The sequence below is a fragment of the Shewanella sp. MF05913 genome, assembly GCF_059758095.1.
In genome coordinates, this window is the sequence record NZ_JCAYNT010000012.1 from 122,235 (window position 1) to 148,959 (window position 26,725).

Below are 26,725 nucleotides of genomic sequence, written 5' to 3' on the forward strand. Positions count from 1 at the left end.
TATGCATTCTTTGAATAACTTAATCATCGAGTTTTACGACAAACTGTCTTCTTGGGAGCAGTCTGTCGTTAAAGATACCGGGTATTCACTAGCACAAGTACACACTATAGAGGTGCTAGGTACTCATGGGCCGATGAGAATGAAGGAATTAGCTGATAGGCTTGGAATTACTACAGGCACGTTAACTGTTCAGGTAGAGAAGCTGGTAAAATTTGGATTAATTACCCGCTCTCCACACGAAGATGATAGGCGTTCAATACTCGTAGGATTAACAACTGAAGGGATTGAGCTTCATACATACCATAATCGTATGCATATCCAACTGACTGAAGACATTACACGTAACTTAGATGAAAGCTCAATTGATGTGCTAACAAAATGCTTTGAAAAAATGAACCGGGAATTCTAATCTAGGATTAAAAACGAGGTGTAAGAAGCACCTTAAAATGAAACCCTAACAAGTTAATATTCAAGATAGTTATACACCCGATAAAACTCAGCTTATTAATCAATTTAACAAGCCCTTATCTTGTGATAAGGACATTTAAGAGTGTTGGACCGTCTAAATTGGGATACAACACTCTTTGTATTACTCCTTAAAAGACATTACTTTCAGATACCGCTATAACATCACCGTCGTTAGCTATTTGAAAATATAAGATCTTATTAATCTCTGTATTCAAAGCACTGATAATATACACATCGCCTGTATCGCTCAACACGGTGGTATCTGCAACGGTAATATTTTGCCATGATGCTGGAAGTTGGCCAACTTTATAACCTAAATCCTTAAACGTCATTTTCTGTGTCAACAAGATGACAATATCTACAGCTTTTTTGTCATTCATATGGTTATGCCTTGAATGATCCATTCGTTTTAATTTGTCTAAATGTGCGAAGGAATAGCTACTTATGGCAGTGCCAAACAGTGCTACGAGTAAAAATAATGCTTTCATCAATGACGCCTTATTATTTTAAACCAATCACTTTGTATTGGCCTTTGACTAATAATTTTACTGTTACTGGTTGAGTAGATGTATTTTTCCAATACCATCCGTGTGAACCAGCAAAAGGTGCCGTAAAACTGCCTTTCATTTCAGCTGATGTCGCGATAACGTAACTTTCGTAATAGCCGCTTGTATCACCTTCTGGTTCACCGTGTAGATCAAAAAATATAGGACCTCTATCAGTGTTCCATTCGTAGGTCATTTTTTCAAACTGTTGCATATCGAATTTGTACTCAACGCCACGTCCAGCAGGCACTTTAACGTTAATTACTTGAAACTTATCGGACCCTGCGACTGCACTCTTTGGCTCTTCAGGTTCCGCGGTTTGTGCTAAGACAGTGACACCTATCTTGTGCCCAATACCGGTTGGATCGATGTTGTATTCCGCAGGTAAAATGAGTGTCACTAAAACAATCGCTGCCACGACAATCGCTGATAGCGTGGCTTTAATTAACGTGCTGCTACTTACTGTATGTTGCATAGTTTTCTCTGTTAATTATTAATGGAAAAGTATTAATGAATAAATCATTAGTTGATAAAGTAGCCAGTAAGTTGATAACCCATCAACATGACACCGGCACTCATTAGTAAGGTATTCGTTAGTGTAGAAAAACGTTGGAAAGAAGGCCATTTTCGCCATGTATTAATGGCAATTAAGATAATCACTAATGCCGCAAACTGACCTAATTCAACACCAATATTAAAGGCCACCAGATTAGTAAAAAGGCCCTCGCTGGGTAAATTAAACTCTTGTAACTTTGTCGCCAAACCTAAACCGTGGAACAGCCCAAAAATCAATACCGCCCACTGAGTATTTGGCTGCCAATTGAAGCAGCGTTTAAACCCTCCTAAGTTATCAAAGCCTTTGTACACGACAGATAAACCAATAATGGCATCAATAAGGTAAGCATTAACTTGCACATTGCCGAGTACACCCAGTAATAAGGTGGCGCTATGGCCAATAGTAAACATGGTGACATACAACAAAACATCACGACGTTTATGTAAGAAAAAGATCACACCGACCAGAAATAACAAATGGTCATAACCTGTGATCATGTGCTTTGCACCGATATAAATAAAAGGAATAAACTGAATGCCGCTATTTTGCTCTAGAAAAGCTCGAGTATTGTCATCAACCCCATGGGCAAAAACTTCTATACTCATACAAGCACAGCCAATAAGGATGAAGAGTAAGCAATAGCTTGATAGTTTAGTTAACATTGAGTGGCCCCATTGCGTCTGCGTCAGTCAAGTTAACGTCTTTGTCTTTATGTAAAATGCGATAAAGTGCAGGAATGACGAATAACGTCAGCAATGTTGATGAAATAATGCCACCAATAACCACCATCGCTAAAGGTCGTTGTACTTCAGAACCCATACCAGTATTAAATGCCATGGGAATAAAGCCTAATGATGCGACAAATGCGGTAGTGATAACGGGCCGAAGTCGGGTTAACGCACCGTCTAAAATAGCTTGATGCAAGCCCATCCCCTCCTGTCGTAAGTCACGTATGAACGATACCATTACCAAACCATTCAAAATGGCGATACCTGATAGCGCAATAAAGCCAACCGCTGCCGATATAGAAAACGGAATACCACTCAGGGTTAATGCGGCTACTCCACCCGTTAACGCTAAAGGCACTCCAGTGAAGATAATTAATGCGTCTTTTAAAGAGTTCAAGGCTAATACGAGTAAGCCAATAATCATTAGCAATGTCATAGGCACAACAACACTTAGCCGTTGTGAAGCTGACTGCAGCTTCTGATAAGTACCACCATACTCAATCCAGTAACCTGCTGGAATTTCCACATTAGCACTAACAGCTTTTTGAACATCTTGAACAAAACCGCCCAAATCTCGTCCTCTTACATTGGCGGTGACCACTATTCGGCGCTTGCCATTCTCGCGATTTATTTGGTTAGCACCGTTAATGAGGGTTAATGAAGCCAATTCTTGTAATGGTACTGTACCGCCATTTGCCAAATGTATAGGCAAATACGACAATGCCTCAACATCGTTACGCAGTGTTTCATCTAACCTAACGACGATATCTGAACGTCTATCGCCTTGATAAAACTTACCTGCAACCGTTCCACCTAGTGCTGTGGCTATTTGAGTTTGTAATTCCGCCTTGCTAATTTGGTATTGCATGATTTTTTCAGTATTAGGTGTTATAGATAGCAGCGGTAATCCTGTTGTCTGCTCTACTTGTACATCGGCAATGCCCTCAACTTGACTAATGGCTGATTCGATCTCACTGCCTAAAGCGGTCAATGTTTCAAAATCATCACCAAACACCTTAATCGCTAATTCAGCCCTAACACCTGCCAATAGCTCATTGAAACGCATCTGGATAGGCTGTAAGAACTCATAGCGGTTGCCTGGAATAGGTTCAACCAAAGCGGCTAGTTCTTCAACGACTTGCTCCTTTGACTTATCAGGGTTAGGCCATTGGTCTCGGGGTTTTAGTATAATAAAGTTATCAGCCACGCTAGGTGGCACGGCATCGGTTGCCACATCGGCAGTACCAATTTTGGCGAAGACTCTTTCGACCTCCGGCATTTTCTTTATTTTTTCTTCGAGCACTTCTTGCAGTGCAATTGCTTGACTTAATGATGTACCTGGGATGCGCAGGGCATGCATCGCGATATCACCCTCATCTAGATTTGGCACAAACTCACTGCCTAAACGTGCTGCTTGGTAGCCAAAAACCACAACCAGTAGCATGGCCATTATCACTACAACCCAACGCGCTTTAAGCACAACATTAAGCGCAGGGCGATACAAATAAGCCGCACCACGAATAATAGGACTGTGTTTTTCTTTAACTGGCTTTCTAAATAGCAAGGCAATCATTGCAGGAATAAAAGTCACTGACAGTAACATTGAGCTTAAAAGTGCGATAACAACAGTAATAGCCATTGGGTGAAACATTTTCCCCTCTACACCTTCAAGAGCGAAAATGGGTAAATACACCGCGGTAATAATAAACACACCAAATAACGCTGGGCGGATCACTTCACGCGTGGCTGAAAAAACTAATTCTAAGCGTACTTTTAACGGTAATGGAGTATGTCCAGCTTGGCTTAGTCGACGTAAACAATTTTCAACAATAATAATGGCACCATCCACTAACAAGCCAAAATCAAGTGCCCCTAAGCTCATTAAGTTGGCACTCACACCAACTTGCACCATACCTGTAACCGTCATCAACATGGCAAACGGAATGACCAACGCGGTTAAAAAAGCTGCCCTGAAGTTACCCAATAAAACAAATAACACCACCACTACTAGAATGGCACCTTCAGTAAGGTTCATTTGTACCGTACTAAGTGTTTGATCGACCAATTTGGTGCGGTCATATACTGCGGTTGCTATTATTCCCTCTGGCAAACTGGTATTGATTTCTTTAAGTTTTTCTCCCACAGCATGAGCAACTGTTCGGCTATTTTCACCTATGAGCATAAATACTGTGCTCATGACCACTTCGCGGCCATTTTGAGTAGCTGCGCCTGTACGCAACCCTTTACCGTCGCCAATGGATGCCACATCTCTTATGTAAACAGCTGAACCATCCTCAGTTTTAAGCGGAATATTGCCAATGTCTTGTAAAGTTTCGACTTGTCCGGGGACCCGAATTAACCATTGCGCACCACGTTGCTCAATAAAACCTGCCCCTTGGTTTTGATTATTTTGTGCTATTGCCCCAACCACATCAGCTTGAGTCACACCAAATGCCAGTAGTTTTTCAGGTTTAAATGCCACCAATATTTCGCGCTCAAATCCACCAATGGGATTAACCTCAACCACACCTGGAACACGCATTAACTGTGGACGAATAGTCCAGTCGTGAACCGTTCGTAAATCGGTTGGCGTTATAGCAGAGCCGTCAGCATGCGTTGCATCAGGCAACGCATCTACGGTGAACATGAATATTTCACCTAAACCCGTCGCGATAGGTCCCAGCTCAGGCTCTAAGCCTATAGGTAACTCTGAGCGCGCTGCCGATAAGCGCTCGTTTACCAATTGTCTGGCAAAATAGACATCGGTATTATCATCAAATATTGCCACTACCTGAGACAAACCATAGCGAGAAACAGAGCGGGTATAAGTGAGCCCTGGTAATCCAGCAAGTGCATTTTCTAATGGAAATGATACTCTTTGCTCAATTTCTAATGGTGTATATCCCAATGCTTCTGTATTGATCATGACCTGTACATTGGTGATGTCAGGCACGGCATCAATAGGCAGTTTGGTAAAGTTCCAAGCGCCGAAGCTTGCGACAATAAGTACTATGGCTAAAACAAGTAAATTGCGCTTTATGGAAAAGCGTAAAATAGATTCCAACATGTCGCTCTCCTAGTGATCGTGCGATGCGCCAGACTTATCAATGTCAGCTTTAATTATGTAACTATTTTCGGTGACATAGGCTGTACCGAGTTCGATACCGCCAAGCACTTCAATCCACTGACTATCTTCGCGACCCAATTCAAGCATTCTAACTTCGTACTGTTCACCTACTTTTGCGTAAACGACAGTAAAATCCCTAAAACCTTGTAACCCCACTTTTTTCACTGCCACGGCAACCTGGATTGTGGCGACCTCGATATCAGCATTGACAAAACTCCCTTCCACCAGTGAACTGTTGGTATTGGGTAATGTGACCCAAACAAGTTTTGCTTGGTCATCACGTACTTTTTGCTCGATAAATTCGATTTTTCCTTTCAGCTGACGATCATCACCTTCGACTTTAATCGTTACAGGAGTCCCTACTTTAATCTTGGTATAGTCTTGTGGGTAAATCGCCAGTTTTGCCAAAAACTGCGCAGTATTCGTTAATCTTAGTAATACTTTCCCGCCGGTCGGCTCACCAATATTGGCATATTGTTCACTAATAATGCCGTCAGAAGGTGATGTTATTTGATAGGGTTTTAGACTTTCGTTGCTTTCAACCGTCATCAACACTTGCCCTTGTTTGACCACATCCCCCTGTTGAACGAGTAAGGTTTTTATCACGCCATCAAATCTTGCCGCTATGTTATGCGTTGCGTTAGCTGGAAGTGATAAACGCCCATATGCAGGGATCGTTTGATGCAGGGTTACAGGTCCTACTATATCGGTTTCAATTTCCATGGAGCTTGCAACATCAGGCGCTATCTGGGTGCGTCCTTCAAAATTATCGTATTCCCAGCGGTGGGTTTGACCTTGATACTTAGCAACAATCGTAACCACAAATGAATGCGGCTCATAAATTTCTAAATCACCACGCAGAAAGTCGCTTTGAACCCGAAATTTAATATCATCAATGACATTACCTAGCCTGGTTAGCTGTACACTAAAATCGACTTTATCTGGGGATACTGGCATACCAACATCCGTGACCCACACTCTAAATTCAGGAGGAACACCGGTTTCAAATATAGCGAGTTCAACGGCAAAATCACCGTCACGTAATATGCGGCCTCTATTAGGGCCTTTTTCTGGCTCAGCTTGTTCAGCTTCAGGAGCAGATGAGGCGGACACTGGCAATGGGGCCGTAAAACCAAAAAACAGAAATGCGGTGACAGTTAATAATGTCAAAATATTATAATTTTTCATAAAGGTCTCACTGAGATAAAGATGCGCCTGTTAGGCGTTGAATTTCAATATGCTGTAAATGCAAGCTTTCGTAAGCCATTAACAACTCCGATTGTGCATTCAGTAATTCTCGGCGTATGTCACTCCATTGACTGTAGCTTAGTTGCCCTACATCAAAGGCTAAAACAGCCTCTTTAAGGGTCGTTTCTAGAATAGGAATAATATCGTGTTGGAACTTATCAATAACGTGTCGCGAATGGGCTATTTCTTGAAGCAGAACGTAAAGCTGTGAATCAAGCTTGTGCATAAGCGAAGCCTGCTCAAAAGCCAGTAACTCTTGTTTCGCTTTTAAGCTTGCTATGTTGCCTGCATTTCGGTTGCCAGTACCCAATGGGATTGAAATACCTGCGACTAACCCAAAATCATCTGTCGCTTCATAACGCCTTATACCCGCCGATAATTGCCATTGTGATTTAGCCTCAATACGGGCTAGTTCTAGTTGTGATTGCGCAATACGTGTCGCGGTAGCGAACTTAAGAATATGAGGGTTTTGTTTAAGTTTATCTAATTCACTATCCACGTTATTCAACTTAGGGAGCACCAGTAAATCACCATTCACACGAAACTTACTGCCCGCTTTTCCCCAAAGAGAAGCTAATTGATACTGGCTGGCTTTCAATTCATGCTCGGTGTCTTCAACCGATAATGCCATTCTCAATATATCAACCTCTGCCATACGCACATCTATGCTCGATCCTTTACCCGCCTTAACTCGTTCGGATAGCGCTTTTAGTACATCTGTGGCTTGAATCGTGGCCATTTGATTAAGCTTCAAACGCTCTTGCTTAACCAATATCTGAATAAATTTTTTCGCTGTATCGGCCGCTAAATCGAATGATGCAATTTGTTGCTCAACAGCTAACTGCTCAAAAGCGGTTTTTGCGTGTTTTACACGACCTTGAATTTGGTCTTGCTGCAACATCCAAGAATACGTCAACGTGGTTTGCATGTTACTTAATGCACTATGCTGACCCACGCCAAGCGCATCTTCAACCGATAAATTAATGACCGCTGGTTCAAAAATAGCGGCTTGTTGCACCAGTCCTTGTTGCATACTATTTCTGTGTAAAAAAGCTTTAAGCTCAGGATGATTTTCCAGCGTCATGCTAATCGCATCATTCAAATAAATAGCAGACTCGAAATCTGTTACTTCTTTTGCCGTGACAGACAAAGCCAAGAACGATGAAAATAACCCAAACAAAAACCGACTGCCAATCGGTTTTTTAGTGATAATTGTTACAAAAAATAGATTCATTCATAGCCCTTATTTAATGGATGAAATAGGTTTCGATTAGATGATGAAAGCTGTCTACAGTTGATGCCGTAAATAGGGTTGCTGCTAGGAAGCATAATCCAGTCATGACTAATGTCAGTTCAGATTGGTGGTTCTGAGGTGATAACAGCTGTTGTACACGTAAAGTAATTTGATCATTACTAAAGTGACTGACTTGGAAACTGTCACTGCTTAGGGGTAAGTTACGCTGTTTCTTGGCAACGCTAATCAGTGTTTGTGCTACATCTAGGTTATCGTGATAACGGGTAACAACCGAATCGGCCAACTGTTCTGTCAGCAAAGTAAAATGCTGTTGTAAAATACGACGGATTGGTTTGGGATAAAGCTGGCAAAAAAAAGAGAACACACTTTTGAATAAAGGATCTCGTGCCCGCACGTGGGCTAATTCATGTTTAATAATAATATCCAAGGCCGAAGGTTCAAGGTTTTGTAATAAACCAGTGGTCAAATAGACTTTTGGTTTGAAAAAACCAATCGTAAAAGCGGCTGGTGTGGTTAATGAAATCGAATAAACAGTTTCATCGCTACCACAATTAATCGGTTGCACCTCTGACAATATAAACAGACTTTTCATTGCAATCGAATGTCGTCTAACTTGAGTCAATGCAATACCAACTAACAATACAAAAATAACAGCAGCAACAATCACCGTAAACCCATGCCAGCTGGTAAATTTGAACAAATCAATATGGTGCCAATGAGCTATTTTTTCGACCAAAATAACGAAACTTGAAATATTTTGACGTGGAAAAAAAATAATTACGCAAAATAGAGCAATCCACCAAGGCGATGTTGTTAACAGCCATAATGTACACTTTCGCGCAGTAAAGTTAACTAGACTCAATCTGTTCTTAACCAAAGGAATTATGGCAGATATTAGCATTGTCACTATAACGAAAGCCGTTATTGCAACACTGATTAAATTCAATAAAATAGCGATATTACCGGTGAGCATCTTATAACAGCCTACTGCGCAACTGACGTTGTTGTTCGATAAGTTTTTCTAACGTTTCAAATTGAGCATCATCAAGATTAGCAGACGAAGAAGCAAAAGCCGCAATAAGACTATGTTCACCTTCTTCAATAAAATCAGCGGTAACATCAGTGATTAATGTTGCAATAAGTGATTCTCGATCAACTTTTGCGCAATATAAGTGCGCATGACCTTGCTTGGTACGGCTTAAGAGGCCCTTTTTGAACAGTCTATCTAAGGTACTTTGGATTGTATTTAACGAGTTTTCACGCGCTATTCCCACCGCGGTATGAACACACTTTGCATCGGCTTCTTTCTCAGACCAAAGAAACTGAAGCACTAATTTTTCAAGTTCACCTAATTGCATAACATAATTCTCTTAACAATGTACCTAGTAGTATGTCAAACTAAAAACCTATCAGCAATCGGTTTTTAGTTTAAATGGCGAAAAAATAATTTATGACCTGGATAATTACAAAGTATCTCATCACGGCGGCAATCATAGTTGCAGTATCAGAAATAGCTAAGCGAAGCGACAAGTTAGGAGCGTTAGTCGTTGCTCTTCCTATTGTGACTATCATGGCAATGATTTGGCTCTATCTAGAAAATCAATCAAATGAAAGAATAGCAAATCATGCTTGGTATACTTTCTGGTATGTAATACCAACATTGCCGATGTTCTTGTTGTTTCCGATATTATTAAACAAGTACAGCTTCTGGAGTTCGCTAACAATTAGCACAGTGTTAACAATATTATGTTTTCTTGGTTTTGCGTGGTTGCTTAAATTTTTTGGCATTAATTTAATACCATGAATATTTTTGGTTTGAGTGAACAAGTCAATCACTCATGTGGTGTTTATCATTAAATATATTTATGCATTTGGCAGGCGCTAGTAACAAACTTTGGGGCAAAACCAAGTCAGTGTTTTAAAAATATTCTTATTCTACTCACTCTTCAAACTAGCAGGTTAAGAAAATACTTGAAAGGTTCATTATGGTGATTTGCGAGCCGACCATCCGACCCAGGGATGGGTCGGCTGAGCTACAAGGACGTACTTGCTGCGTGTCGGTGAGTAAATGCCATACTGAAACTATAAAGATAAACTTCACGATACATTCTTTACAGTGAGCGAAGCTTCATTCTCATAGTGGTCGTAGGCCATATTCCAAACAAACCTTGGGGCATAAGCGAGCTAACTGCCCCTCTAAACACCTACAAACCAACTGATTTACAATGGCTATCGACCACTGTATTTGCATTCCCCTGAAGGTTTTCAATACGCTTTGATCGCTTACACTCCCATTTTGAAACAGGATCTTGTTTGTCCCAAACTTGCATTAATTGGCGCTGTTGTTTACTCATTTTGTATTTAGGATAAGTCTGCTCCATATACATGTATGTTCGAGCGATAACGCCACGAGCAGCTATCGGTGGTTGTGCCTTACGCTCATCTATACGCATATCACAACTACCAAAGTCAGACGCCGCTGAGGGCAACATAGTAAAGTTGTAGTTGCTGCGTAGTGCATTTACTGCACCGATGGCAGGGACAAGATTGTGCATATCGGCTTGCATATATCGATACTCTGTGTTCATCTTCTCAGCACACTTACGTCCCTTAAACGACTTACCTTTACTATCGACACAACTTTTGTGACCATCACGCCACTCACTGAAGGCTCTGCCAAAGTTTTCCGCCGGAACTACATGTTCCCACTCAACCCGTTTTGCCCGTTTCATGTACTTAGAAGTAATAAAACCAGTAGGTGCTTCGATGTTCTTTTTAGCGTCAAATTTAGCACCACAGTAGATGGTTACACGGTGATCTTGATAGACGTCCCGCTCGAGCATCTTCTTTGCTTTGTTGAATGAATCATTAGATGTATTTCCTGCTGCAATGGCTGTAGAGCTGAGAGCCAGTAGAAAGAGTGGTAGACCAATTTTGAGGAGGTTCATTGGAAACTTTAAGCTAAGGAACAGTGACTAGATAATGCCTGATTTATCTAGTCAGACCAAGCATATGAGTGATACTAACAGTGAAAACATTAATCAAAGCAAAAACCTAGTTAACACTTTATGCTGGGCACACTTAGCCATTTGGTTGTGTATTGCGGTGTTAGCAAATCACGGCGCATTGCCCACTTATGCTCTATGCCTTGAGCTGCTAGAAACATCGTATCACTGCCATAGCGTTGGTTAATGTCATCTAGCGTATGCATCAAAGCTGGATTAGCTTTAGGAGGGTTAAATAAATCGAATTGGTTGTGTTTTTCGCTGGCTAAATCGATAAGCCCTATACCGATTTTATAATAATGTATGCCTTCACGAAAAAGCTTTGGTGCGGCCTCACTCATAGCCTTGGTTAGCTCTACTGTGCAGTTAGTTGGACATGGAAAATGCACAATGGCTTTGTAGCTTACTGGCCGTTCATCATGGGGTGAGTTGCTGGCAAAAATAAGCATAGTCTTACAGTTTGAGCCTTGCTTACGTGCTTTACTCGATGCGATAGCAACATGCTTATTCAATGCTTGTAATAACGACGAATAATTTGTGATGCGCTCACCTACGCTTCTAGTCGAAAATATCTGCTTTTTATCTGCCTTCGTTTCATCCCATACTTTACAGGCTTGGCCGTTAAGCTCACGAACGGTACGTTCTATTTCAATACTAAATTGCTTTCTTGCCAGTGTCGGCGGCATAGAAGCGAGTTGAAACGCAGTACGGATATTCATTAGTTCAAGCTTCTTACTTATTCGACGTCCTATGCCCCAAACATCCCCTACAGCAAGCTGCTTTAAAATAGCTATACGCTCTTGCTCATTACTAATGAAACAAACCCCTTTGTAGCCCTCAATCTTCTTAGCTGCATGGTTGGCGATTTTAGCAAGAGTAAGCGTTTCACCAATACCCAAACAGACTGCTAATCGCGCTTCTTTCCACACAGCACGGCGGATTAACTGGCCTTGAGTACGGAGGCATTTGATAGCAGGATAGCAGTTTTTAAAAGAGAGGAAGCTTTCATCAATAGAGTAAACATGTTGCTCAGGGGCAAAGCGGCCAATGATGTCCATCATTTTGCTAGATAAGTCAGCATAGAGTTCATAGTTTGAGGAACAGACAATAACACCACGTTGAGCGCATAAGGCTTTAACTTGAAAGTAAGGTAGAAACTTCCCAATTCCAGCTTCTTTGGCTTGACGATTAGCAGCAACAATTATCCCATCGTTATTACTCAACACAATAACAGGCTTACCACGCCAATCAGGGCGGAAGACTTGTTCTGCACTGCAATAGAAGCTATTAGCGTCAACTAGAGCAAACATCTAATTACCACACAACAGAGGGCTTTGACGGTGGCAACGAATAGAACGTGTGACTACACCTTCAATATTAAAGTGATCGTATTCATGAATTGTGACAGGTTGGTATTGTTGGTTAGAGGAAAGGAGAACACGCCGCTTGGTATCTAGAATCTTACAGACAAACTCGCCATTAAAATTGGCAACTATTACATCGCCGTTTCGAGCCGTCTCATGACAATCAACAATAATCATATCACCATCAAAGATGCCGATATCCTGCATCGACTCACCTTGAGCAATGCCTATAAAGGTTGAGCTTGGATGCTCAATCAGTAAATCATCCAAGCTCATGCCTAGCTGACTGTATTCAGCTGCGGGACTTTCAAAACCTGTAATGCCAGCTCTTGCTGGTATAGGGATAATACGCATAGCAACAAACCACTGTATATAATTACAGTTATTTTAGCAGTAACAGCTCAAGGTGCAAGTCTATTTTTTACAATCTAATAATGCGTTGCTCTTTTGCTTGTGGAGCAACGAACTTGTAACGTTTTATTTGATTATGTAACGAAATCAAGATATCTTGATATCGTAACGTAATCAAGAGGTTCTAAGTATGGCAGATAGAAGTGAAGAAAATAAAGGGGCGCATGGTGGTGTACGTAAAGGTGCTGGCCGTAAGACTCGATATGAAAAAACGATAGTGATGAGAGTACCTGAACAATATAAAAATGCGATCAAAGCATTAATTCAACACATAGATGAATGCGAAAAAGTTGATCATCACTACTCACCTGTAGTTTCTAAACCTATATTTACAAGGTCGTTGCAGGGCAAGCCACAACAAGTTACTTTTACGGTGAGTTCAGTAAAAGCAACTTGATATCGTTACAGAATCAAATGTATTTATCAAAAAAATTGTTTAGGACAATCTATGTACCAAAAAGCTTTCTATATACTTGGTGGCAAAGACTTTGATTTTAACGATGGTTCATTACTTAACATTATTCAGTATTGAAGTTTTAGCTCAAGCCGAGCAATATTACGGTAATAATGCAGCCGCTTTGAAATGGTTAAACACTCCAAACCTCCAATTATACAATGAAACCCCGCTGAATTATCTTGATACAGTAATGGGCATTAAACTTGTTTCAGAAGAACTAAATAAACTCTCTCATGGAATGACAGCATGAAAAAAAATGAATTAGGATGCAAACAATCTCTATTGGAACTTTGGATAAATTCATCTAAAAGTTAGTAATGGACAGTTAGTTTTCATTAAAGACTATTACAAGTCATCAATCCCAATTTCGATTTCTTCTTGATCACGTCGCCGATGAATTATTTCAGCTATTTCACAATCTTCATCTATAGTAAATTGCAAAGATTCATCATCATTTAAAGAACCGTCTATTTTAATATCCTTTAAAATACCTTTTGCTGAGCCATGTTTTTTCACAAAGGAACTCCTCTTACAAAATTTGTATTATAGGTATAAATGGGCCATTTACTAAACCGTTTTTGGACAAAAATGGTTTAGAAGTTACCTTTTTATTAAAGGGTAACCTTACCCACTAAATTTCAGCAAGCGCTGAGTTATGAGTATCTGAAGAAAGCAGGATTATATTCACTAAGAGATGGATGGATTGCAGTTCATTATTTTAACCAAAAAATGAGTTAGGTGTTCTAAATGAACCGCCCCGTGCGGAGCCGCATGCAGGGTGGTGTGGGGCTGGAGGCTAGATACCTCCGGCTACCCGATTACAAGCCCTTTTCCCTCTACAATCATATTTAAAAAAATTAACTGAAAGATTTTAGACTCTTGTTTGACTCACTATATTCTCCACCTAACATATAATCCTTTGATTTTAAACTTTCATCAATATTTTTTGTCGCAAAGATCAATTGAAAATCTACTTCGTAACTGGATAGAGCCTCGACTATTACTTTTTGAAAGTTCTTCGAGCGGTCATCTTCCATCCCGCCATTTTCAATGCCATCTAGAGGTGTTTGATTGGTCTGCATAAATAAGTCGATATATTTGATGTAAGGTTACATTGTTATTGTTTGCATCTGCTTTTGCTTCGGGCAAGTCAAGTAAGTCAAACATTTGTTGAGAAAAGCTAGGTTTGCTTCCTATTGCATACGGATAATTAAACCAATTTTTTAAAAGGGAGGCTAATGCCGTATCCATTCCCGAAAAACAAAAATCCATTGATTGCTTATCCGAGCCATTGTTTTTACGTCTAATAGTAACGGGGCTGCCATTGACTCTTACGGGGTGTGAAGTCCAACGGAACGAAAACGTACGCTAAGATGTTATTTGCGTTTATCTGTTCTCGATTATAATATTCCGTACCTAAGTACGGAGAGTGAAACCCAAATGTACACAATCAGTCAATTAGCAAAGTCGGCCAGTGTTAATGTAGAGACCGTCCGCTATTACGAACGGCGAGGTCTTATCGAACAACCTGATAAACCAACCGAGGGTTATCGTCGCTACCCAGTGACAACTTTGAACCGGATTCGGTTTATCAAGCGTGCCCAAGAGCTGGGATTTACTCTGGAAGAAATCACCAATCTATTGATGCTAGATGATACTCCCTGTCAGGAAGTGCAAGACATGGCTTCGCACAAGCTTGTCAGTGTTCGTGCCAAGATGGCCGACCTACAGCGTCTGGAAGCCGTCCTTAATGATTTGTTGAGCCAATGCGGGGCCAACCCAGACCAAACTCATTGTCCCATTATCGATACCCTTCTTACTGACGATAAAAACTCGCCCTGAGTTTGCAGAACTTACTTGACACCGTACTACGGTACGGCATTTAGACTTACTTTACTGGAACAAACCATGTGGAGTGAGTCATGTCAAAAAACGATGCTAATCTGCCGTTATTCGGCGGTATTGTGGCAGCCATCGGTGCTGGACTTTGTTGTGTCGGCCCCTTCCTGTTACTAACGCTGGGTATTGGTGGAGCTTGGATCGGTAATCTCACTCTGCTCGAACCTTATCGCCCCCTTTTCATCGTCGCTGTGCTGGCTCTCTTCGGCTGGGCGGGGTGGAAAGTCTACCGCCCCGTCGAATCCTGCGAACCGGGCACTGCCTGCGCTGTTCCGCAAGTACGTAAACGCCGTCAGATGATTTTCTGGATAACCGCTCTACTCGCACTGGTACTTGTTACCAGTACCTATTGGATACCCTTGATTGCTTGACAATGAATGTCAACAAACTAACGGAGAATGACTCATGAAAAAACTTACCTTTCTGTTAATGCTCATGGTCAGCAGTGTGGCTGCCTGCGCCAAACCGCAAACCGTGACCCTGGAGTTACCCACGATGAACTGCGCCATGTGTCCAATCACAGTGAAAAAGGCTTTGACTAAAGTGGATGGCGTATCCCAGGCGGAGGCCAGCTATGAGGATAAGGAAGCGGTGGTGACCTTTGATGATGAAAAGATAAGTGCCAGTACGTTGATTGAGGCCACAACCAATGCAGGTTATCCCTCTACGATAACAAACAAAGCCAATTGAGGTATATATGATCACACTTTCCATCTCAGGGATGACTTGCGCAAGTTGCACCCACCATGTTCAGAAGGCTCTGCTCGCCATTGCCGGTGTTACCAGTGCTACCGTCTCTTATGATAAGGCTAATGCCGTCATCGACACAGACATCGAGATTGAGGATAAAACCTTGCTTGATGCCGTCGAAGCACTCGACTATAGGGCTAAAGTCGTCGCGTTTGACAATGATACATACTCAAGCAAAGACGAGAACACAAAAGAACTGCATGTGGCTATTATTGGCAGCGGTTCAGCGGCATTTGCTTGTGCCATCAAGGCTGTCGAAGGCGGCGCTAAAGTGACTCTAATCGAAGGTGCGGATGTGATTGGCGGCTGTTGTGTCAACGTCGGCTGTGTGCCCTCAAAGATCCTGATCCGGGCTGCGCAACTGGCTGAGCAGCAAAGGCATAATCCGTTTGCAGGATTAGCAAATCATTCTCCTCAACTGAGTCGCTCACTTTTATCGGAGCAGCAAACGGCGCGTGTCGAAGAGTTGCGCACGGCCAAATACCAGAATATTCTGGACGCCAATCCTGCACTCAATCTGCTAAAGGGGTGGGCACAATTCAAGGATGCTAATACATTGATCGTCAGTCAACGCGATGGCACGCAGCAAGAGATACATGCTAATAAGGTCATGATTGCAACCGGATCGACGCCGACCATTCCCTCTATCAAAGGATTGAATGGGACACCCTATTGGACTTCTACCGAAGCACTTTTTGCTAAAGAAATGCCTCAACATCTGGTGGTGATTGGATCGTCAGTCGTGGCCCTGGAAATTGCCCAGGCCTATCGTCGTTTAGGGAGTGAGGTCACTGTGTTGGCCAGACACACGCTTCTTTATCTGGAGGACCCCTTACTCGGTGAAAAACTCACCGAATGTTTTGAAAAAGAAGGCATTCGTGTTCTGAACCATACTCAGGCTTCCAGCGTTTTCCATGACGGGAAACAATTTACTCTAGAAACCAATGCGGGTGAATTGTATTGTGACAAGCTTTTGATCAGCACAGGCCGTCATGCCAATACAGACAAGCTTAACCTCAAAACAGTTGGCGTTCGGACGGAAGACAACGGCGTGATCATCGTCAATGAGCGTATGGAAACCAGCGTGAATGGTATTTATGCCGCCGGTGACTGCTGTAATATGCCGCAATTTGTCTATGTTGCCGCCGCATCCGGCAGTCGCGCCGGGATCAATATGACCGGTGGAAGCGCCAAACTGGATCTGTCCACAATGCCTGCCGTGATTTTCACCGATCCTCAAGTGGCCACCGTCGGACTGACTGACGATCAAGCCAAGGCAAAAGGTATTGAAATCGATAGTCGGGTGCTAAGTATGGAAAACGTACCTAGAGCGTTGGCCAATTTCGACACTGACGGCTTTATCAAACTGGTCGTAGAAAAAGTCAGTGGACGCCTGATTGGTGCGCAAATACTCGCACATGAAGGCGGAGAGTTGATCCAGAGTGCGGCTTTAGCCATCCACAACCGCATGACAGTAACAGAATTATCCGAACAATTGTTTCCTTACTTAACTATGGTTGAAGGCCTCAAGCTCTGCGCCCAAACCTTTAACAAGGATGTGAAGGAATTGTCCTGTTGCGCTGGCTGACGGCTTGAAAAGGGCTGTCGATAAAGGCCCTTATTCGTTCAACGCAAGTACTTTATAGACAGTCGAACGTCCTATTTTCAACTGCCTGGCGATCTCCGTGGCACTGCTCCCTTGCTCGTAGAGTGCGCGGACTTTAATTTTGTCCACCGTAGGCTTTCGGCCAAATTTGACTCCGTTGGCCTTGGCCTCCAAACGCCCCTCGTTGGTGCGATCCAGTATGCGTTGGCGTTCAGACTGAGCTACGGCAGACAGAATGGTGACCACCATCTTATACCAATTACATTAAATAGATGATCTAATTAACCGTCATTCTCTTATTGCTATATTTATGAATAATATCAATCTTGCTGCATTAGCTAAATCTGAAAAAAGCGCTCGTAAACGTATCCGTTACCTCGCCTTACTCCACTTTACCGAAGGTCATTCTCGCACCGTGATTGCCAACATGTTGAAGGTCAGTAGAACAAGTGTAAATGCCTGGGTTACAAACTATTTAACTCTTGGTATCAAAGGCCTGGATGATAAACATAATCCAGGTAGACCCGCACAATTGTCAGCAAAACAACAGGCAAGTCTGAAAGAGTTTATACAAGCACAAAGCTTATCTGAGAGTGGCGGTAGATTAATGGCAAGAGATGTTTGTCTTTTTATTCAATCTGAATTTAATGTGACCTTTAAGCAGGCCAACATCTACAGAATACTCCATCAATTAGGCTTTTCATGGATAACAACTCGCTCTCGTCACCCAAAACAGTCTCAAGATGTTCAGGACGCTTTTAAAAAACTTCCAGCTGTCAACGATCCTTAACACCCCTGGTCATGTAACGTTAGATCGCATTGATGTGTGGTTTCAAGATGAAGCCAGATTCGGCCAGCAAAATACCACAACCCATATTTGGGCATTGAAAGGAAGCCGGCCACGATCAGTAAGGCAACAACAGTTTGAATCCGCCTATTTATATGGTGCGGTGTGTCCTGCTACAGGCGCGACAGAGGCAATTATTGCCCCATATGCCAGTAGTGAATATATGTTAGAACATTTGAAATTAATTTCAGAAGCGACTGAATTTGGACGCTATGCCCTGATCATTATGGACGGCGCAGGTTGGCATCAACAAAAACTGACGGAGGGCTTTGATAACTTAAGTATCCTTAAACTTCCCCCTTATTCCCCAGAACTCAATCCTGTAGAACAAGTGTGGCAATGGCTTCGTCAAAATGAACTTGCCAATCGTTGTTTTAGTGGATATGACGATATTGTTGAACAGTGCTCAATTGCATGGAATCACTTTATTGCAGAGCCTGAAAGGGTCATTAAATTATGCTCTAGAAGCTGGACAAAACTGACCAGTTAATTAATGGAATTGGTATTACCCATGGTCCCTTCGGTGCTGATCCCATCATCAAGAAATCGGATGGCCACGCCCAACTCGTCAAACTCCTTGATGAGTTGGATCATATCAGCAGTATCGCGGCCAAGACGATCCAATTTCTTTACCAATATGACATCACCTTCCTCAACTTTGTGCCGGAGCAACTTGAGTCCTGCGTTGGCCTGATAAATACTTACAACTATTATTCGCCATTTTTCATTTTCAGCATTAATAATTTGTACCTTGTTAGGTGCCATAGTGCATGCGCCAAGGAAAACGAATACAAACGATAACGCAGTTTTAAAAATGCTATTTATTTTAAACATAAATTATTTATTTCTAAGGAAAAGCTCAATTAATTGCAATTAAGCTCACTTCGTTTATCTATTTCACAATCCTTTTACGTTATAGATAATTGCGAATAAAAAGGGCAAATTGTGGCTACAATTTGCCCTTAAGATTAAAGCGAAATGACTACCTCTGCATTTCTTCTATCTTACCCTTTGAAAACCAAGCATAAAGCACAGGTAATACAAATAAGGTTAACAAGGTTGCTGTCACTAAGCCGCCAACAATAACGGTAGCCAGTGGACGTTGTATTTCTGCACCAACCCCGTCTGATAAAATCATCGGAATTAAACCAAGTGCCGCAATAATAGCTGTCATCAATACCGGGCGAAGACGAGAAATCGCACCTTCATAGACAGCTTGCGCAATATCTTTCGCGCCAGTTATTCGAGAGTTTTCAATACGTAAGTTAATTGCTTCAACCATCACCACGCCATTTAATACCGCGACACCAAACAGCGTTATAAAGCCGATTGAGCTAGGCACTGATATGTATTGTCCTGATATATATAATCCAACAATTCCGCCAATCATCGCTAGTGGTAAGTTCACTAAAATTAACATTGCTTGACCAACACTGGTGAAAGCAAAGTAAAGTAGCAAGGCAATCATACCAATAGATAAAGGTACAACAATGGCTAGACGTTGCTGAGCACGTTGTTGATTTTCAAACTGACCTCCAATCTCTACTGAATAGCCCTCTGGTAAATTAACCTTATCTTTAATGGCCTGTTGTATGTCATTTACTACACTGCCCATATCTCGGTCTTGCACATTCGCTTGTATAACCACACGACGTTGAACATCATCACGACGTACTTGTGGAGGACCTGATTTTATTGAAATATCAGCAACATCACCTAAACGAACCCATGCACCGGAAGGCGCTTGTAAACGTAGGTCGGCAATTGCTTGTTGATCTTTACGAAATTCTTTAGCAAGGCGTAAATAAATGTCATAACGCTCGTTACCATTAATCACTTGCCCAGATTCGCGACCACCAATGCCATCACGTACCAATTCCATGACATCACCAACTGATAAGCCATAACGTGACAGTTGTTGACGGTTTGGCGTGACCACTAATTGTGATTCACCTTCAATTTGCTCCATAGCGACATCACGCGCTCCATCAACCCCTTGTATCGCATCGGCTATAGCTTGACCTTGCTGCGCAAGTACATCGAGATCTGGCCCAAATAATTTGATCGCTAATTGGGCTTTTACTCCTGATAATAATTCATCAACACGCGTGGCAATAGGTTGTGAGAAGTTAAGCAACAAACCTGGGAATTGTTCAAGCTTTTCTTCCATCAATCCTTGTAACTCTTGGCGTGTTGAAGCACTGATCCAATCTTTATGATCTTTTAAGCCAATAAAAATTTCGATATTACTCACAGGTTCAGGATCACCACCTATTTCAGCGCGACCAATACGGCTAGTGGCATAAGTGACCTCTGGAAATGTCATCAGAATTTTTTCAAGCTTAGGGGCAACGCTTAACGCGGTTTCTAAGCTGGTTGAAGGTGCCATGGTTGCTCTAAGGTTAATGGTGCCTTCTTCTAACTCAGGTACAAATTCAGTGCCTAGGTGTGGTACTAAAAATAATGCGCCAACTAATAACGCAGCAGCGCCAAGTAGTACTATTTTTTTGGCGTTCATCGCTTTTGTTAAACTACTGCGATATAGCTTTTCCAATACACTCACAATAGGACTCGTTCGTGCGGTAAACCCTTTTTGGAAAAAATAACTAGCCAGCGCAGGAACAACAATAAGTGCCACTAATAATGATACCGCCATAGCAATCATGATACTGATAGCCATAGGTTGAAATAACTTACCTTCAACACCTTCTAAGCTAAATAATGGCGCAAATACCACCATAATAATGGTAACGGCGAAGAAAATAGGTTTGGCTACTTCTCGTGCGGCAATTTGAATGCGTAAGCCTACAGATGTGTCACTCTGAGGATCGCCGATAGTATTTCCTTCAAGACCACCTTTATGGCCTTCTTCGTGACGTCTATCCGGATGACTTAAGTGCTTAAAGATGTTTTCCATCATTACTACAGCCCCATCAACCATCATTCCTATGGCCACAGCCAAACCTCCTAATGACATTAAGTTAGCCGACAAACCATTGTATGCCATAACGGTTAGTGCCAAACCTACTGAAAGAGGAATAGAAATGAGTACTAGGATGACTGCACGTACATTAAGTAGAAATAACACTAAGACAATAACTATAAAGACAAAGGCTTCAATTAACGCATTTGAAACCGTGCTAACGGCTTTCTCAATTAAGTCTGCTTGGTCATAAATAGGTTCAAACGTAACACCTTTAGGTAAGGCCTGTTGAATTAAAGGAATACGAGATTTAATTCCATCAATAGTCACTTTGGTATTTGAACCCATACGTTTAAGTACAATACCTGAAACTACTTCGCCTAAGTGCTTACTGCCTGTGTCACCCACACGTTTTGTCATGGTGACCGCGCCTTGACGAATTTCACTACCAAATTCGACGGTAGCAACATCAGATACTTTAATCACAGTACCATCAACTGTTTTTAGTGGGATTTGTGCTATTTCTTCAAGACCAAGTTTATTGGAGCTTAACCAACCAACACCACGAATAACCAGTTGCTCTTGACCCCGGTCCATATACCAACCGCCGGCATTACTGTTGTTATCTTCTAGTGCGGTAGCAACATCTTCTTGGGTTAATTGATACGCTAATAGACGTGAGGGGTTCACATTGACTTGGTATTGTTTTACATCGCCACCAAAGGCTAATACATCAGTCACACCATCAACAGGCATCAGCAAAAGTTTGACTACCCAGTCGTTTAAACTACGTAATGACATACTGTCATAGCCAGAGTCTTCATCAGCAAGCAGTAGGTATTGGTATACTTGCCCTAAACCTGAGGTGTTAGGGCCAATTTCAGGTGTGCCAACGCCAACGGGGATCATTTCTTTGGCTGATTGCAAGCGTTCAAACACAAGCTGTCGGGCAAAGTAAATATCGGTCCCTTCTTTAAAAACAACAGTAATGCCAGAAAGACCTGTTTTAGAAATTGAGCGCACTTCTTCTACATCAGGAAGGGCGTACATAACCGCTTCAATAGGGAAGGTTATCAGCTGTTCAACTTCTTCGGACGCCAGTCCAGGCGCTTCGGTATTAATAGCAACCTGTATATTAGTTACATCAGGAAAAGCATCTAAGTTTAATTTTGGAATAATAAATAGAGCTGATGCTGTCAAAGCAACTAAGGCGATGATCACTAGTAGTCGATTTGTGACAGACCAGTCAATAAGTTTGTTTAACATCTGTCTTACTCCTAATGGCCGTGGGCGTCAAAGCCGCCTTTGGCGATCTCTGCTGCAACATAAAAGGCACCTTTAACAACAACGTTTTTACCGGCTGATACACCTGATATTTCACGCATTTTTTGTGAGGTATCCGCATGAGAGAAGGTACGTCCTATTTCAATTTCAACACCTTTGTATTCACCGTTTTCTTCAACAAACACTTGCCAATCGCCATCACTACCACGCATTAGTGCTTCTTCAGGGACTGCGAAGACTTGCTGCTCGGTAGCAAAAGAAAAGTAAACATCGGCAAATAAGCCTGGGTGAAGGTTATGTTCATCATTTTCAACTTGTAAACGAACAATACGGGTACGCGTTATTGGGTCTATGGTATGTGCTTTTTGGGTAACTTTTGCGGTGTAACTAGTATCGCCAACAATTAATTGGGCTACAGACCCAACTGGAATATCAAGCTGCATGGTTGGAGCTAAACGCGCTTCTACCCATAAAGTTTGTTCATCAGCTAATTCAATTAACGTATCACCGGAGGCAAGGCGCTGCCCTTGGCGAAAATTATCAGAAAGCACCGCGCCAGCGCTTACCGCGCTGAGGGTATATTGACCGAGGTTCTTTACTGTTGATTTTGTTAAGGTTTTAATTGCATCGGCGGATAAACCAAAGGCTGATAATCGTGCATAATCAGCTTCATAATCCGTTTGTGCTGCAACATAACGCCTATCACCAACTGCTTTTTGTCCTAATTTTTGCACGCGTTGCCATTCTGCATTTGCAACGCGAAAACTTGCTTGTGCCTCAGCGACTGTTTCGCTAAAAAGTGTTACTAGGACTTGGCCTTCCTCAACATGATCTCCTAAAGCTACGTGGCGCTTAAGTACTATTGAATCGACCCGTGGTGAAACTAAATAGCTAGTGTAATCATTAGCCTTAATTTCACCCGGCGCATAAATGTCATATGAAAGTGTTTGTAAAACGAGTGGTTTTGCTTCAATTTCAGCTAATGAAAGCTGGCTATTGGTAAGCTTAACACCAGCGCTTTCTTCCTCTTCTGAACCGTGATCATGCTCATCTTTTTCTCCTCCTTTATTGCCGTGTTCATCCTTACCTTCATTAGTGTGTTCTTCTTTATGATCGCCGGAATTCTCTTGATGTTCAGGCGCTTTTTCAACCACTTGACTATTCGCGGTTGATACAGCGCTTACAGAAGTCAAACCGAAAAATAAGAGGGTAATGGCCATTAATTTAATATTCTTGTTCATATTTGTTTTTCCAGAATTTGTTTTTTGCTGAAAGCGAAGTTAAGTAGTGCGATCAATGCGACATTTGCATGATTGCTTGATTTACCTGTCCAACTTGTAATAGCCATTCGATTTGGCTTAGTTGGTATTGGCTTTGTAGCTCAATACCCGCATTAAGGCCTTCAGCACGTTGCTGTAGAGCAAGTAAGTACTCTGTAGTGCTTAAGTCACCGCTTTGCCATTGTTTATGCAGTAAATCACCACTACGCTCACCTCTACCATCCATCAATTTTTGCCAGCGCTGATAATTGTGTTGATAAGTGACTAAAGTGTCTGTTGCCGCTTGAATCGCATATTTTTGTTTACGAAATATCGAGCGAAAATTAGCTTCTGCCGCAATGGATTGTTGGTTTGCTGCTCTTGCTTGATCCGAGAAATTATTGCGGATATTCAGTGGCATAGAAAAAGTCAGACCAAGCGTATTTTCTCTATCTGTTTTACCTACGTTAACACCAATGGTTGGCTCTGCTTTGGTCTCAAGGATGGCAAGTTGCGCAACACCTTTACTTATTTCCCATTGCACTTTTGCTTCAATTACCAATGGGTGTTGTTCAAGCCACTGTGGTGATAGATTGTAGTTACTGAAAGTTAAACCTTGTGCAGGTAAAACCACTCTATCAGGCGTCCAATCTTGCAATAACTCTTTAACTTGAGCTTCAGCTTGCTTTAATTGAACTTGAGTTTTTGCCGTTACATTCAACATTTGAGTTAAACTCAAGAAAATCAATTCGGCATCAATTTGCCCTAAGTCACCGGATTGTTGACGTTTGGTTACTATGTCAAGCATGGTGCCTAGTTGCTTTTCCTGTTGCAGCGCGATGACGGATTGCTTTTTAGTTGCCTGCCAAGTCACTAACGCTTGTAATGCTAGAGCTGTTTTTTCTTGTACAAGGTAATTAAAGTGTTTGCTCGCTTGCGTTAAACTGAAATCAGCTATTTGTGCTCTGGTTTCTCGTTTATCCCACCAATCAAACTTTTGATTTACGCCTATAGTGAAATTATTAGCAACACCCTCTCGTTCATATCCCGTTTGTAATTCAGGATTATACAGAGGTTGCTTGTTCCCCTGTGCCAGAGAAAATATTGCATTCATCGTTTCTTTGGCAGAGACGATATCCGGATGTTTGTTAACTTGTTGAGCTAACCATACTTCTTTGATTGAATTTGTAGGCTGTTCCTGTGCAAATATTATGCTCGGAGAAAAAATCACAGATAAACTGAAGCATATTATGGCTCCAGTATATTTTACTGATGTATATGTCATTATTTGAACTCATGATCTAATTAATATAAAACGAACAACAAAACCCAAAGGCGTCTATTTTTTGTTGTCGTTAATTATTTAAAAATTTTGTAGCAAGGACGTAGTTTTAAAATAAACTACGGTTGCCATGAGCTAAACTTTAGGTGGGCGTAACAACTGATTGACAGGGCCGTCAATCACAGCCCTCAAATAATGAAATTGATGTGAATGCTTCACTTGGTCTGTGCTATGTGTAATATTCTGACCTAACCACTGAGCGTGTGTGCCATTGCAATGGCCGCAGTGATGACAGTCAGCTGGATTGTGCTGACTGACAGTCGTGTCATTAACATCATTAGGTTTATTCAGTGGTTCTTCATTAACACTGCCAATAATAGGGTCATACGAGTGTTGATGTTCCTGCTGAAGATGCTGCGGATCTATAACATGAAAGTCTAACGAATTGGCCACAGTCGAAAATGACTGAAAGAGTATCAGCATGATCGTGAAGTAGCTTACAAATCGTATATTTTTCATTTTATCTTACTAATTCTAATGTTTGACACAAATAAACTTCCATCATATATCCTATCAGACATACACAAGACAAGACAAGACAGTTTTGTCATACGGCGCACGAACCATTAGTGTTTTCATCCCTGCAAACCTCACCTGCAAATTCCAACTCAATCGTAGTGTACATTTTTTATCACAGTTACATACACTGGACCTTAAGCATTAAGGTCTGCAAAAATCCCATCTAACGTTATGTCTTTTCTAGATTTTCTTTGTTGTGACTTTTTTGCGTTTATTGTTATATAGCAGACCGCCCAGTCTATCTTTTCTGTTATTTCTGACCAAGCCCGATGACAGATACACTCAAAGATTGGCAGCAGCCAAACGTCCACATTCTTTGCCGCTTTGAACAGCGAAACTGAAGGCATGATACGCATCGCGGTGCTGCGTCTGATGATAAGTGCCTGCAGGCTGGCCCATACTAGGCCGTCAACTATCGCTTTCTGCGCGGTGGCAAATCTCTGCCAGTTTGTATGTGATTTCAACTCTTTGAACAGCAGCTCAACCTGCCAGCGGCAGCGGTAAATCGCCATAATGTCATCGGCTGAGTAAGACTCTGCCGGTAAGTTGGTTAGCCAGATGAAAAATCGTTTTTCTTCTGCAAACCAACGCCTTATCACTCGAAATTCCTGCGTTCCCCGCTGGGCTTTTAGGTCAAGCACTTCTGAGCGATTGGTGCGACGCGTGATGTCTTTAAGCTTCACTCCGGCAAGCTTAGGCAGAACACGGCCCTTGCCATTTCTAGCCTCAACTATTCTTGGGTTGAGTGACTTTTGCCCCCGAAAAATATAGAAACCTTGATGCCGTTCCACATTGGCAAAATATTCGAAATCAGGATAGCCCGCATCAGCCAGAAGCAGTGTATTTTTCATTCTAAAGACCATGGGGAGATAGGTTCTTTCTGAAGCGGTATCAGCACTTATCGCCATTGCCGTGGGGTTAAATGTGCGCAATGACATGGTCATATGGCACTCTATCGCGGCGGGATTACGCTTAAAGCGACTTGGGTACACGTCTGCTAACGCCTTGTGAACATGAAAAGAACTGCCGTCCTGAAGCAAAATATCATCAAAGCCTGACAACTTCTTCGGAAGCGAAGCGCATTGTTGGCGAGCAAACTGAGCGATAGCCAGCTGAACCAGTTGCTTCATAA

General features: G+C 41.9%; 29 protein-coding genes. 9 read left to right on the forward strand and 20 right to left on the reverse strand.

Annotated features, from left to right (window positions below; genetic code table 11):
• The first annotated feature begins 1 nt into the window (after window position 1).
• Complete coding sequence (locus tag AC19MV_RS14710) at window positions 2–409, forward strand: MarR family winged helix-turn-helix transcriptional regulator (RefSeq protein ID WP_498308480.1); 408 nt, start codon at window positions 2–4, stop codon at window positions 407–409.
• A 187-nt stretch (window positions 410–596) separates the two neighbouring features.
• Here AC19MV_RS14710 and AC19MV_RS14715 read toward each other — a convergent pair whose 3' ends face one another.
• The 8 genes from AC19MV_RS14715 to AC19MV_RS14750 all read right to left on the reverse strand — a co-directional run bounded on the left by AC19MV_RS14715 (window position 597) and on the right by AC19MV_RS14750 (window position 9,285).
• Window positions 597–956: a DUF6488 family protein gene (locus tag AC19MV_RS14715; protein ID WP_192114773.1), complete on the reverse strand. Its 360-nt coding sequence runs from the start codon at window positions 954–956 to the stop codon at window positions 597–599.
• Between the two features lie 13 nt (window positions 957–969).
• Window positions 970–1,488 carry a hypothetical protein gene (locus tag AC19MV_RS14720; protein ID WP_498308482.1) on the reverse strand — a complete coding sequence of 173 codons (519 nt, stop codon included), beginning with the start codon at window positions 1,486–1,488 and terminating at the stop codon, window positions 970–972.
• 47 nt (window positions 1,489–1,535) lie between these two features.
• Window positions 1,536–2,174 (reverse strand): HupE/UreJ family protein, encoded by a 639-nt coding sequence (locus AC19MV_RS14725; protein ID WP_498308484.1) that lies wholly within the window; start codon window positions 2,172–2,174, stop codon window positions 1,536–1,538.
• A 46-nt stretch (window positions 2,175–2,220) separates the two neighbouring features.
• Entirely contained in the window at window positions 2,221–5,364 is a 3,144-nt protein-coding gene (locus AC19MV_RS14730) for an efflux RND transporter permease subunit (RefSeq protein WP_498308485.1), read from the reverse strand.
• A 9-nt stretch (window positions 5,365–5,373) separates the two neighbouring features.
• Window positions 5,374–6,612, reverse strand: coding sequence for an efflux RND transporter periplasmic adaptor subunit (locus AC19MV_RS14735; protein ID WP_498308487.1), 1,239 nt, complete (start codon window positions 6,610–6,612; stop codon window positions 5,374–5,376).
• Window positions 6,613–6,619: 7 nt separating this feature from the next.
• The gene (locus tag AC19MV_RS14740) at window positions 6,620–7,906 is read right to left on the reverse strand and encodes a TolC family protein (RefSeq protein ID WP_498308489.1); all 1,287 of its coding nucleotides are present in this window, start codon (window positions 7,904–7,906) and stop codon (window positions 6,620–6,622) included.
• A 13-nt stretch (window positions 7,907–7,919) separates the two neighbouring features.
• Window positions 7,920–8,627: a M56 family metallopeptidase gene (locus AC19MV_RS14745; RefSeq protein ID WP_498308491.1), complete on the reverse strand. Its 708-nt coding sequence runs from the start codon at window positions 8,625–8,627 to the stop codon at window positions 7,920–7,922.
• A gap of 274 nt (window positions 8,628–8,901) precedes the next feature.
• A complete protein-coding gene (locus AC19MV_RS14750) occupies window positions 8,902–9,285 on the reverse strand; it encodes a BlaI/MecI/CopY family transcriptional regulator (protein ID WP_498308493.1) in 384 nt (127 codons plus the stop codon).
• Window positions 9,286–9,377: 92 nt separating this feature from the next.
• Here AC19MV_RS14750 and AC19MV_RS14755 point away from each other — a divergent pair, with 92 nt between their 5' ends.
• Complete coding sequence (locus AC19MV_RS14755) at window positions 9,378–9,731, forward strand: DUF3147 family protein (protein WP_498308494.1); 354 nt, start codon at window positions 9,378–9,380, stop codon at window positions 9,729–9,731.
• A gap of 400 nt (window positions 9,732–10,131) precedes the next feature.
• On the opposite strand, the gene AC19MV_RS14760 is transcribed toward AC19MV_RS14755, so the two are convergent.
• The 3 genes from AC19MV_RS14760 to AC19MV_RS14770 all read right to left on the reverse strand — a co-directional run bounded on the left by AC19MV_RS14760 (window position 10,132) and on the right by AC19MV_RS14770 (window position 12,650).
• On the reverse strand, window positions 10,132–10,875 hold the full coding sequence (locus AC19MV_RS14760; protein WP_498308496.1) for an endonuclease: 744 nt from the start codon (window positions 10,873–10,875) through the stop codon (window positions 10,132–10,134).
• Window positions 10,876–10,985: 110 nt separating this feature from the next.
• Window positions 10,986–12,242 (reverse strand): Y-family DNA polymerase, encoded by a 1,257-nt coding sequence (locus AC19MV_RS14765; RefSeq protein ID WP_498308498.1) that lies wholly within the window; start codon window positions 12,240–12,242, stop codon window positions 10,986–10,988.
• Window positions 12,243–12,650 (reverse strand): LexA family protein, encoded by a 408-nt coding sequence (locus AC19MV_RS14770; protein WP_498308499.1) that lies wholly within the window; start codon window positions 12,648–12,650, stop codon window positions 12,243–12,245.
• 187 nt (window positions 12,651–12,837) lie between these two features.
• On the opposite strand from AC19MV_RS14770, the gene AC19MV_RS14775 reads away from it, so the two are divergent.
• Window positions 12,838–13,104: a hypothetical protein gene (locus tag AC19MV_RS14775; RefSeq protein ID WP_498308501.1), complete on the forward strand. Its 267-nt coding sequence runs from the start codon at window positions 12,838–12,840 to the stop codon at window positions 13,102–13,104.
• Window positions 13,105–13,195: 91 nt separating this feature from the next.
• Complete coding sequence (locus tag AC19MV_RS14780; protein WP_498308503.1) at window positions 13,196–13,414, forward strand: antitoxin Xre/MbcA/ParS toxin-binding domain-containing protein; 219 nt, start codon at window positions 13,196–13,198, stop codon at window positions 13,412–13,414.
• A gap of 95 nt (window positions 13,415–13,509) precedes the next feature.
• On the opposite strand, the gene AC19MV_RS14785 is transcribed toward AC19MV_RS14780, so the two are convergent.
• Both AC19MV_RS14785 and AC19MV_RS14790 read right to left on the reverse strand, forming a co-directional pair.
• On the reverse strand, window positions 13,510–13,680 hold the full coding sequence (locus AC19MV_RS14785; RefSeq protein WP_498308505.1) for a hypothetical protein: 171 nt from the start codon (window positions 13,678–13,680) through the stop codon (window positions 13,510–13,512).
• Between the two features lie 341 nt (window positions 13,681–14,021).
• The gene (locus AC19MV_RS14790) at window positions 14,022–14,246 is read right to left on the reverse strand and encodes a hypothetical protein (protein ID WP_498308506.1); all 225 of its coding nucleotides are present in this window, start codon (window positions 14,244–14,246) and stop codon (window positions 14,022–14,024) included.
• Between the two features lie 358 nt (window positions 14,247–14,604).
• Between AC19MV_RS14790 and merR the strand changes: the two genes are divergently transcribed.
• The 4 genes from merR (at window position 14,605) to merA (ending at window position 17,401) form a co-directional block, all read left to right on the forward strand.
• The gene (merR, locus tag AC19MV_RS14795; protein WP_498308508.1) at window positions 14,605–15,006 is read left to right on the forward strand and encodes a mercury resistance transcriptional regulator MerR; all 402 of its coding nucleotides are present in this window, start codon (window positions 14,605–14,607) and stop codon (window positions 15,004–15,006) included.
• Between the two features lie 80 nt (window positions 15,007–15,086).
• Window positions 15,087–15,434 (forward strand): mercuric transporter MerT family protein, encoded by a 348-nt coding sequence (locus AC19MV_RS14800; protein WP_498308510.1) that lies wholly within the window; start codon window positions 15,087–15,089, stop codon window positions 15,432–15,434.
• Between the two features lie 34 nt (window positions 15,435–15,468).
• The gene (gene merP / locus AC19MV_RS14805) at window positions 15,469–15,753 is read left to right on the forward strand and encodes a mercury resistance system periplasmic binding protein MerP (protein WP_498308512.1); all 285 of its coding nucleotides are present in this window, start codon (window positions 15,469–15,471) and stop codon (window positions 15,751–15,753) included.
• A gap of 7 nt (window positions 15,754–15,760) precedes the next feature.
• Window positions 15,761–17,401, forward strand: a complete 1,641-nt coding sequence (gene merA / locus AC19MV_RS14810; protein WP_498308514.1) for a mercury(II) reductase — start codon at window positions 15,761–15,763, stop codon at window positions 17,399–17,401.
• A gap of 30 nt (window positions 17,402–17,431) precedes the next feature.
• Here the strand turns inward: merA and AC19MV_RS14815 are convergent, their stop codons facing one another.
• Window positions 17,432–17,668 (reverse strand): helix-turn-helix domain-containing protein, encoded by a 237-nt coding sequence (locus AC19MV_RS14815; RefSeq protein ID WP_498308516.1) that lies wholly within the window; start codon window positions 17,666–17,668, stop codon window positions 17,432–17,434.
• A 61-nt stretch (window positions 17,669–17,729) separates the two neighbouring features.
• Between AC19MV_RS14815 and AC19MV_RS14820 the strand changes: the two genes are divergently transcribed.
• Window positions 17,730–18,756 (forward strand): IS630 family transposase gene (locus AC19MV_RS14820; protein ID WP_498308517.1). Its coding sequence is split into 2 segments (ribosomal slippage): window positions 17,730–18,185 and window positions 18,187–18,756, totalling 1,026 coding nucleotides; the frame shifts between segments, so codons are not numbered across the junction.
• On the opposite strand, the gene AC19MV_RS14825 is transcribed toward AC19MV_RS14820, so the two are convergent.
• The 6 genes from AC19MV_RS14825 to AC19MV_RS14850 form a co-directional block, all read right to left on the reverse strand.
• A complete protein-coding gene (locus AC19MV_RS14825) occupies window positions 18,753–19,031 on the reverse strand; it encodes a recombinase family protein (protein ID WP_498308519.1) in 279 nt (92 codons plus the stop codon). The genes AC19MV_RS14820 and AC19MV_RS14825 overlap by 4 nt on opposite strands.
• Before the next feature lie 217 nt (window positions 19,032–19,248).
• On the reverse strand, window positions 19,249–22,455 hold the full coding sequence (locus AC19MV_RS14830) for an efflux RND transporter permease subunit (protein ID WP_498308521.1): 3,207 nt from the start codon (window positions 22,453–22,455) through the stop codon (window positions 19,249–19,251).
• A gap of 11 nt (window positions 22,456–22,466) precedes the next feature.
• Window positions 22,467–23,714 carry an efflux RND transporter periplasmic adaptor subunit gene (locus AC19MV_RS14835; RefSeq protein ID WP_498308522.1) on the reverse strand — a complete coding sequence of 416 codons (1,248 nt, stop codon included), beginning with the start codon at window positions 23,712–23,714 and terminating at the stop codon, window positions 22,467–22,469.
• Window positions 23,715–23,766: 52 nt separating this feature from the next.
• Window positions 23,767–25,017, reverse strand: a complete 1,251-nt coding sequence (locus AC19MV_RS14840) for a TolC family protein (RefSeq protein ID WP_498308524.1) — start codon at window positions 25,015–25,017, stop codon at window positions 23,767–23,769.
• Between the two features lie 132 nt (window positions 25,018–25,149).
• Window positions 25,150–25,533, reverse strand: coding sequence for a hypothetical protein (locus AC19MV_RS14845; protein WP_498308526.1), 384 nt, complete (start codon window positions 25,531–25,533; stop codon window positions 25,150–25,152).
• Between the two features lie 194 nt (window positions 25,534–25,727).
• Window positions 25,728–26,725: IS4 family transposase (locus AC19MV_RS14850; protein WP_498308528.1), on the reverse strand; the 998-nt coding region annotated here is incomplete at its 5' end.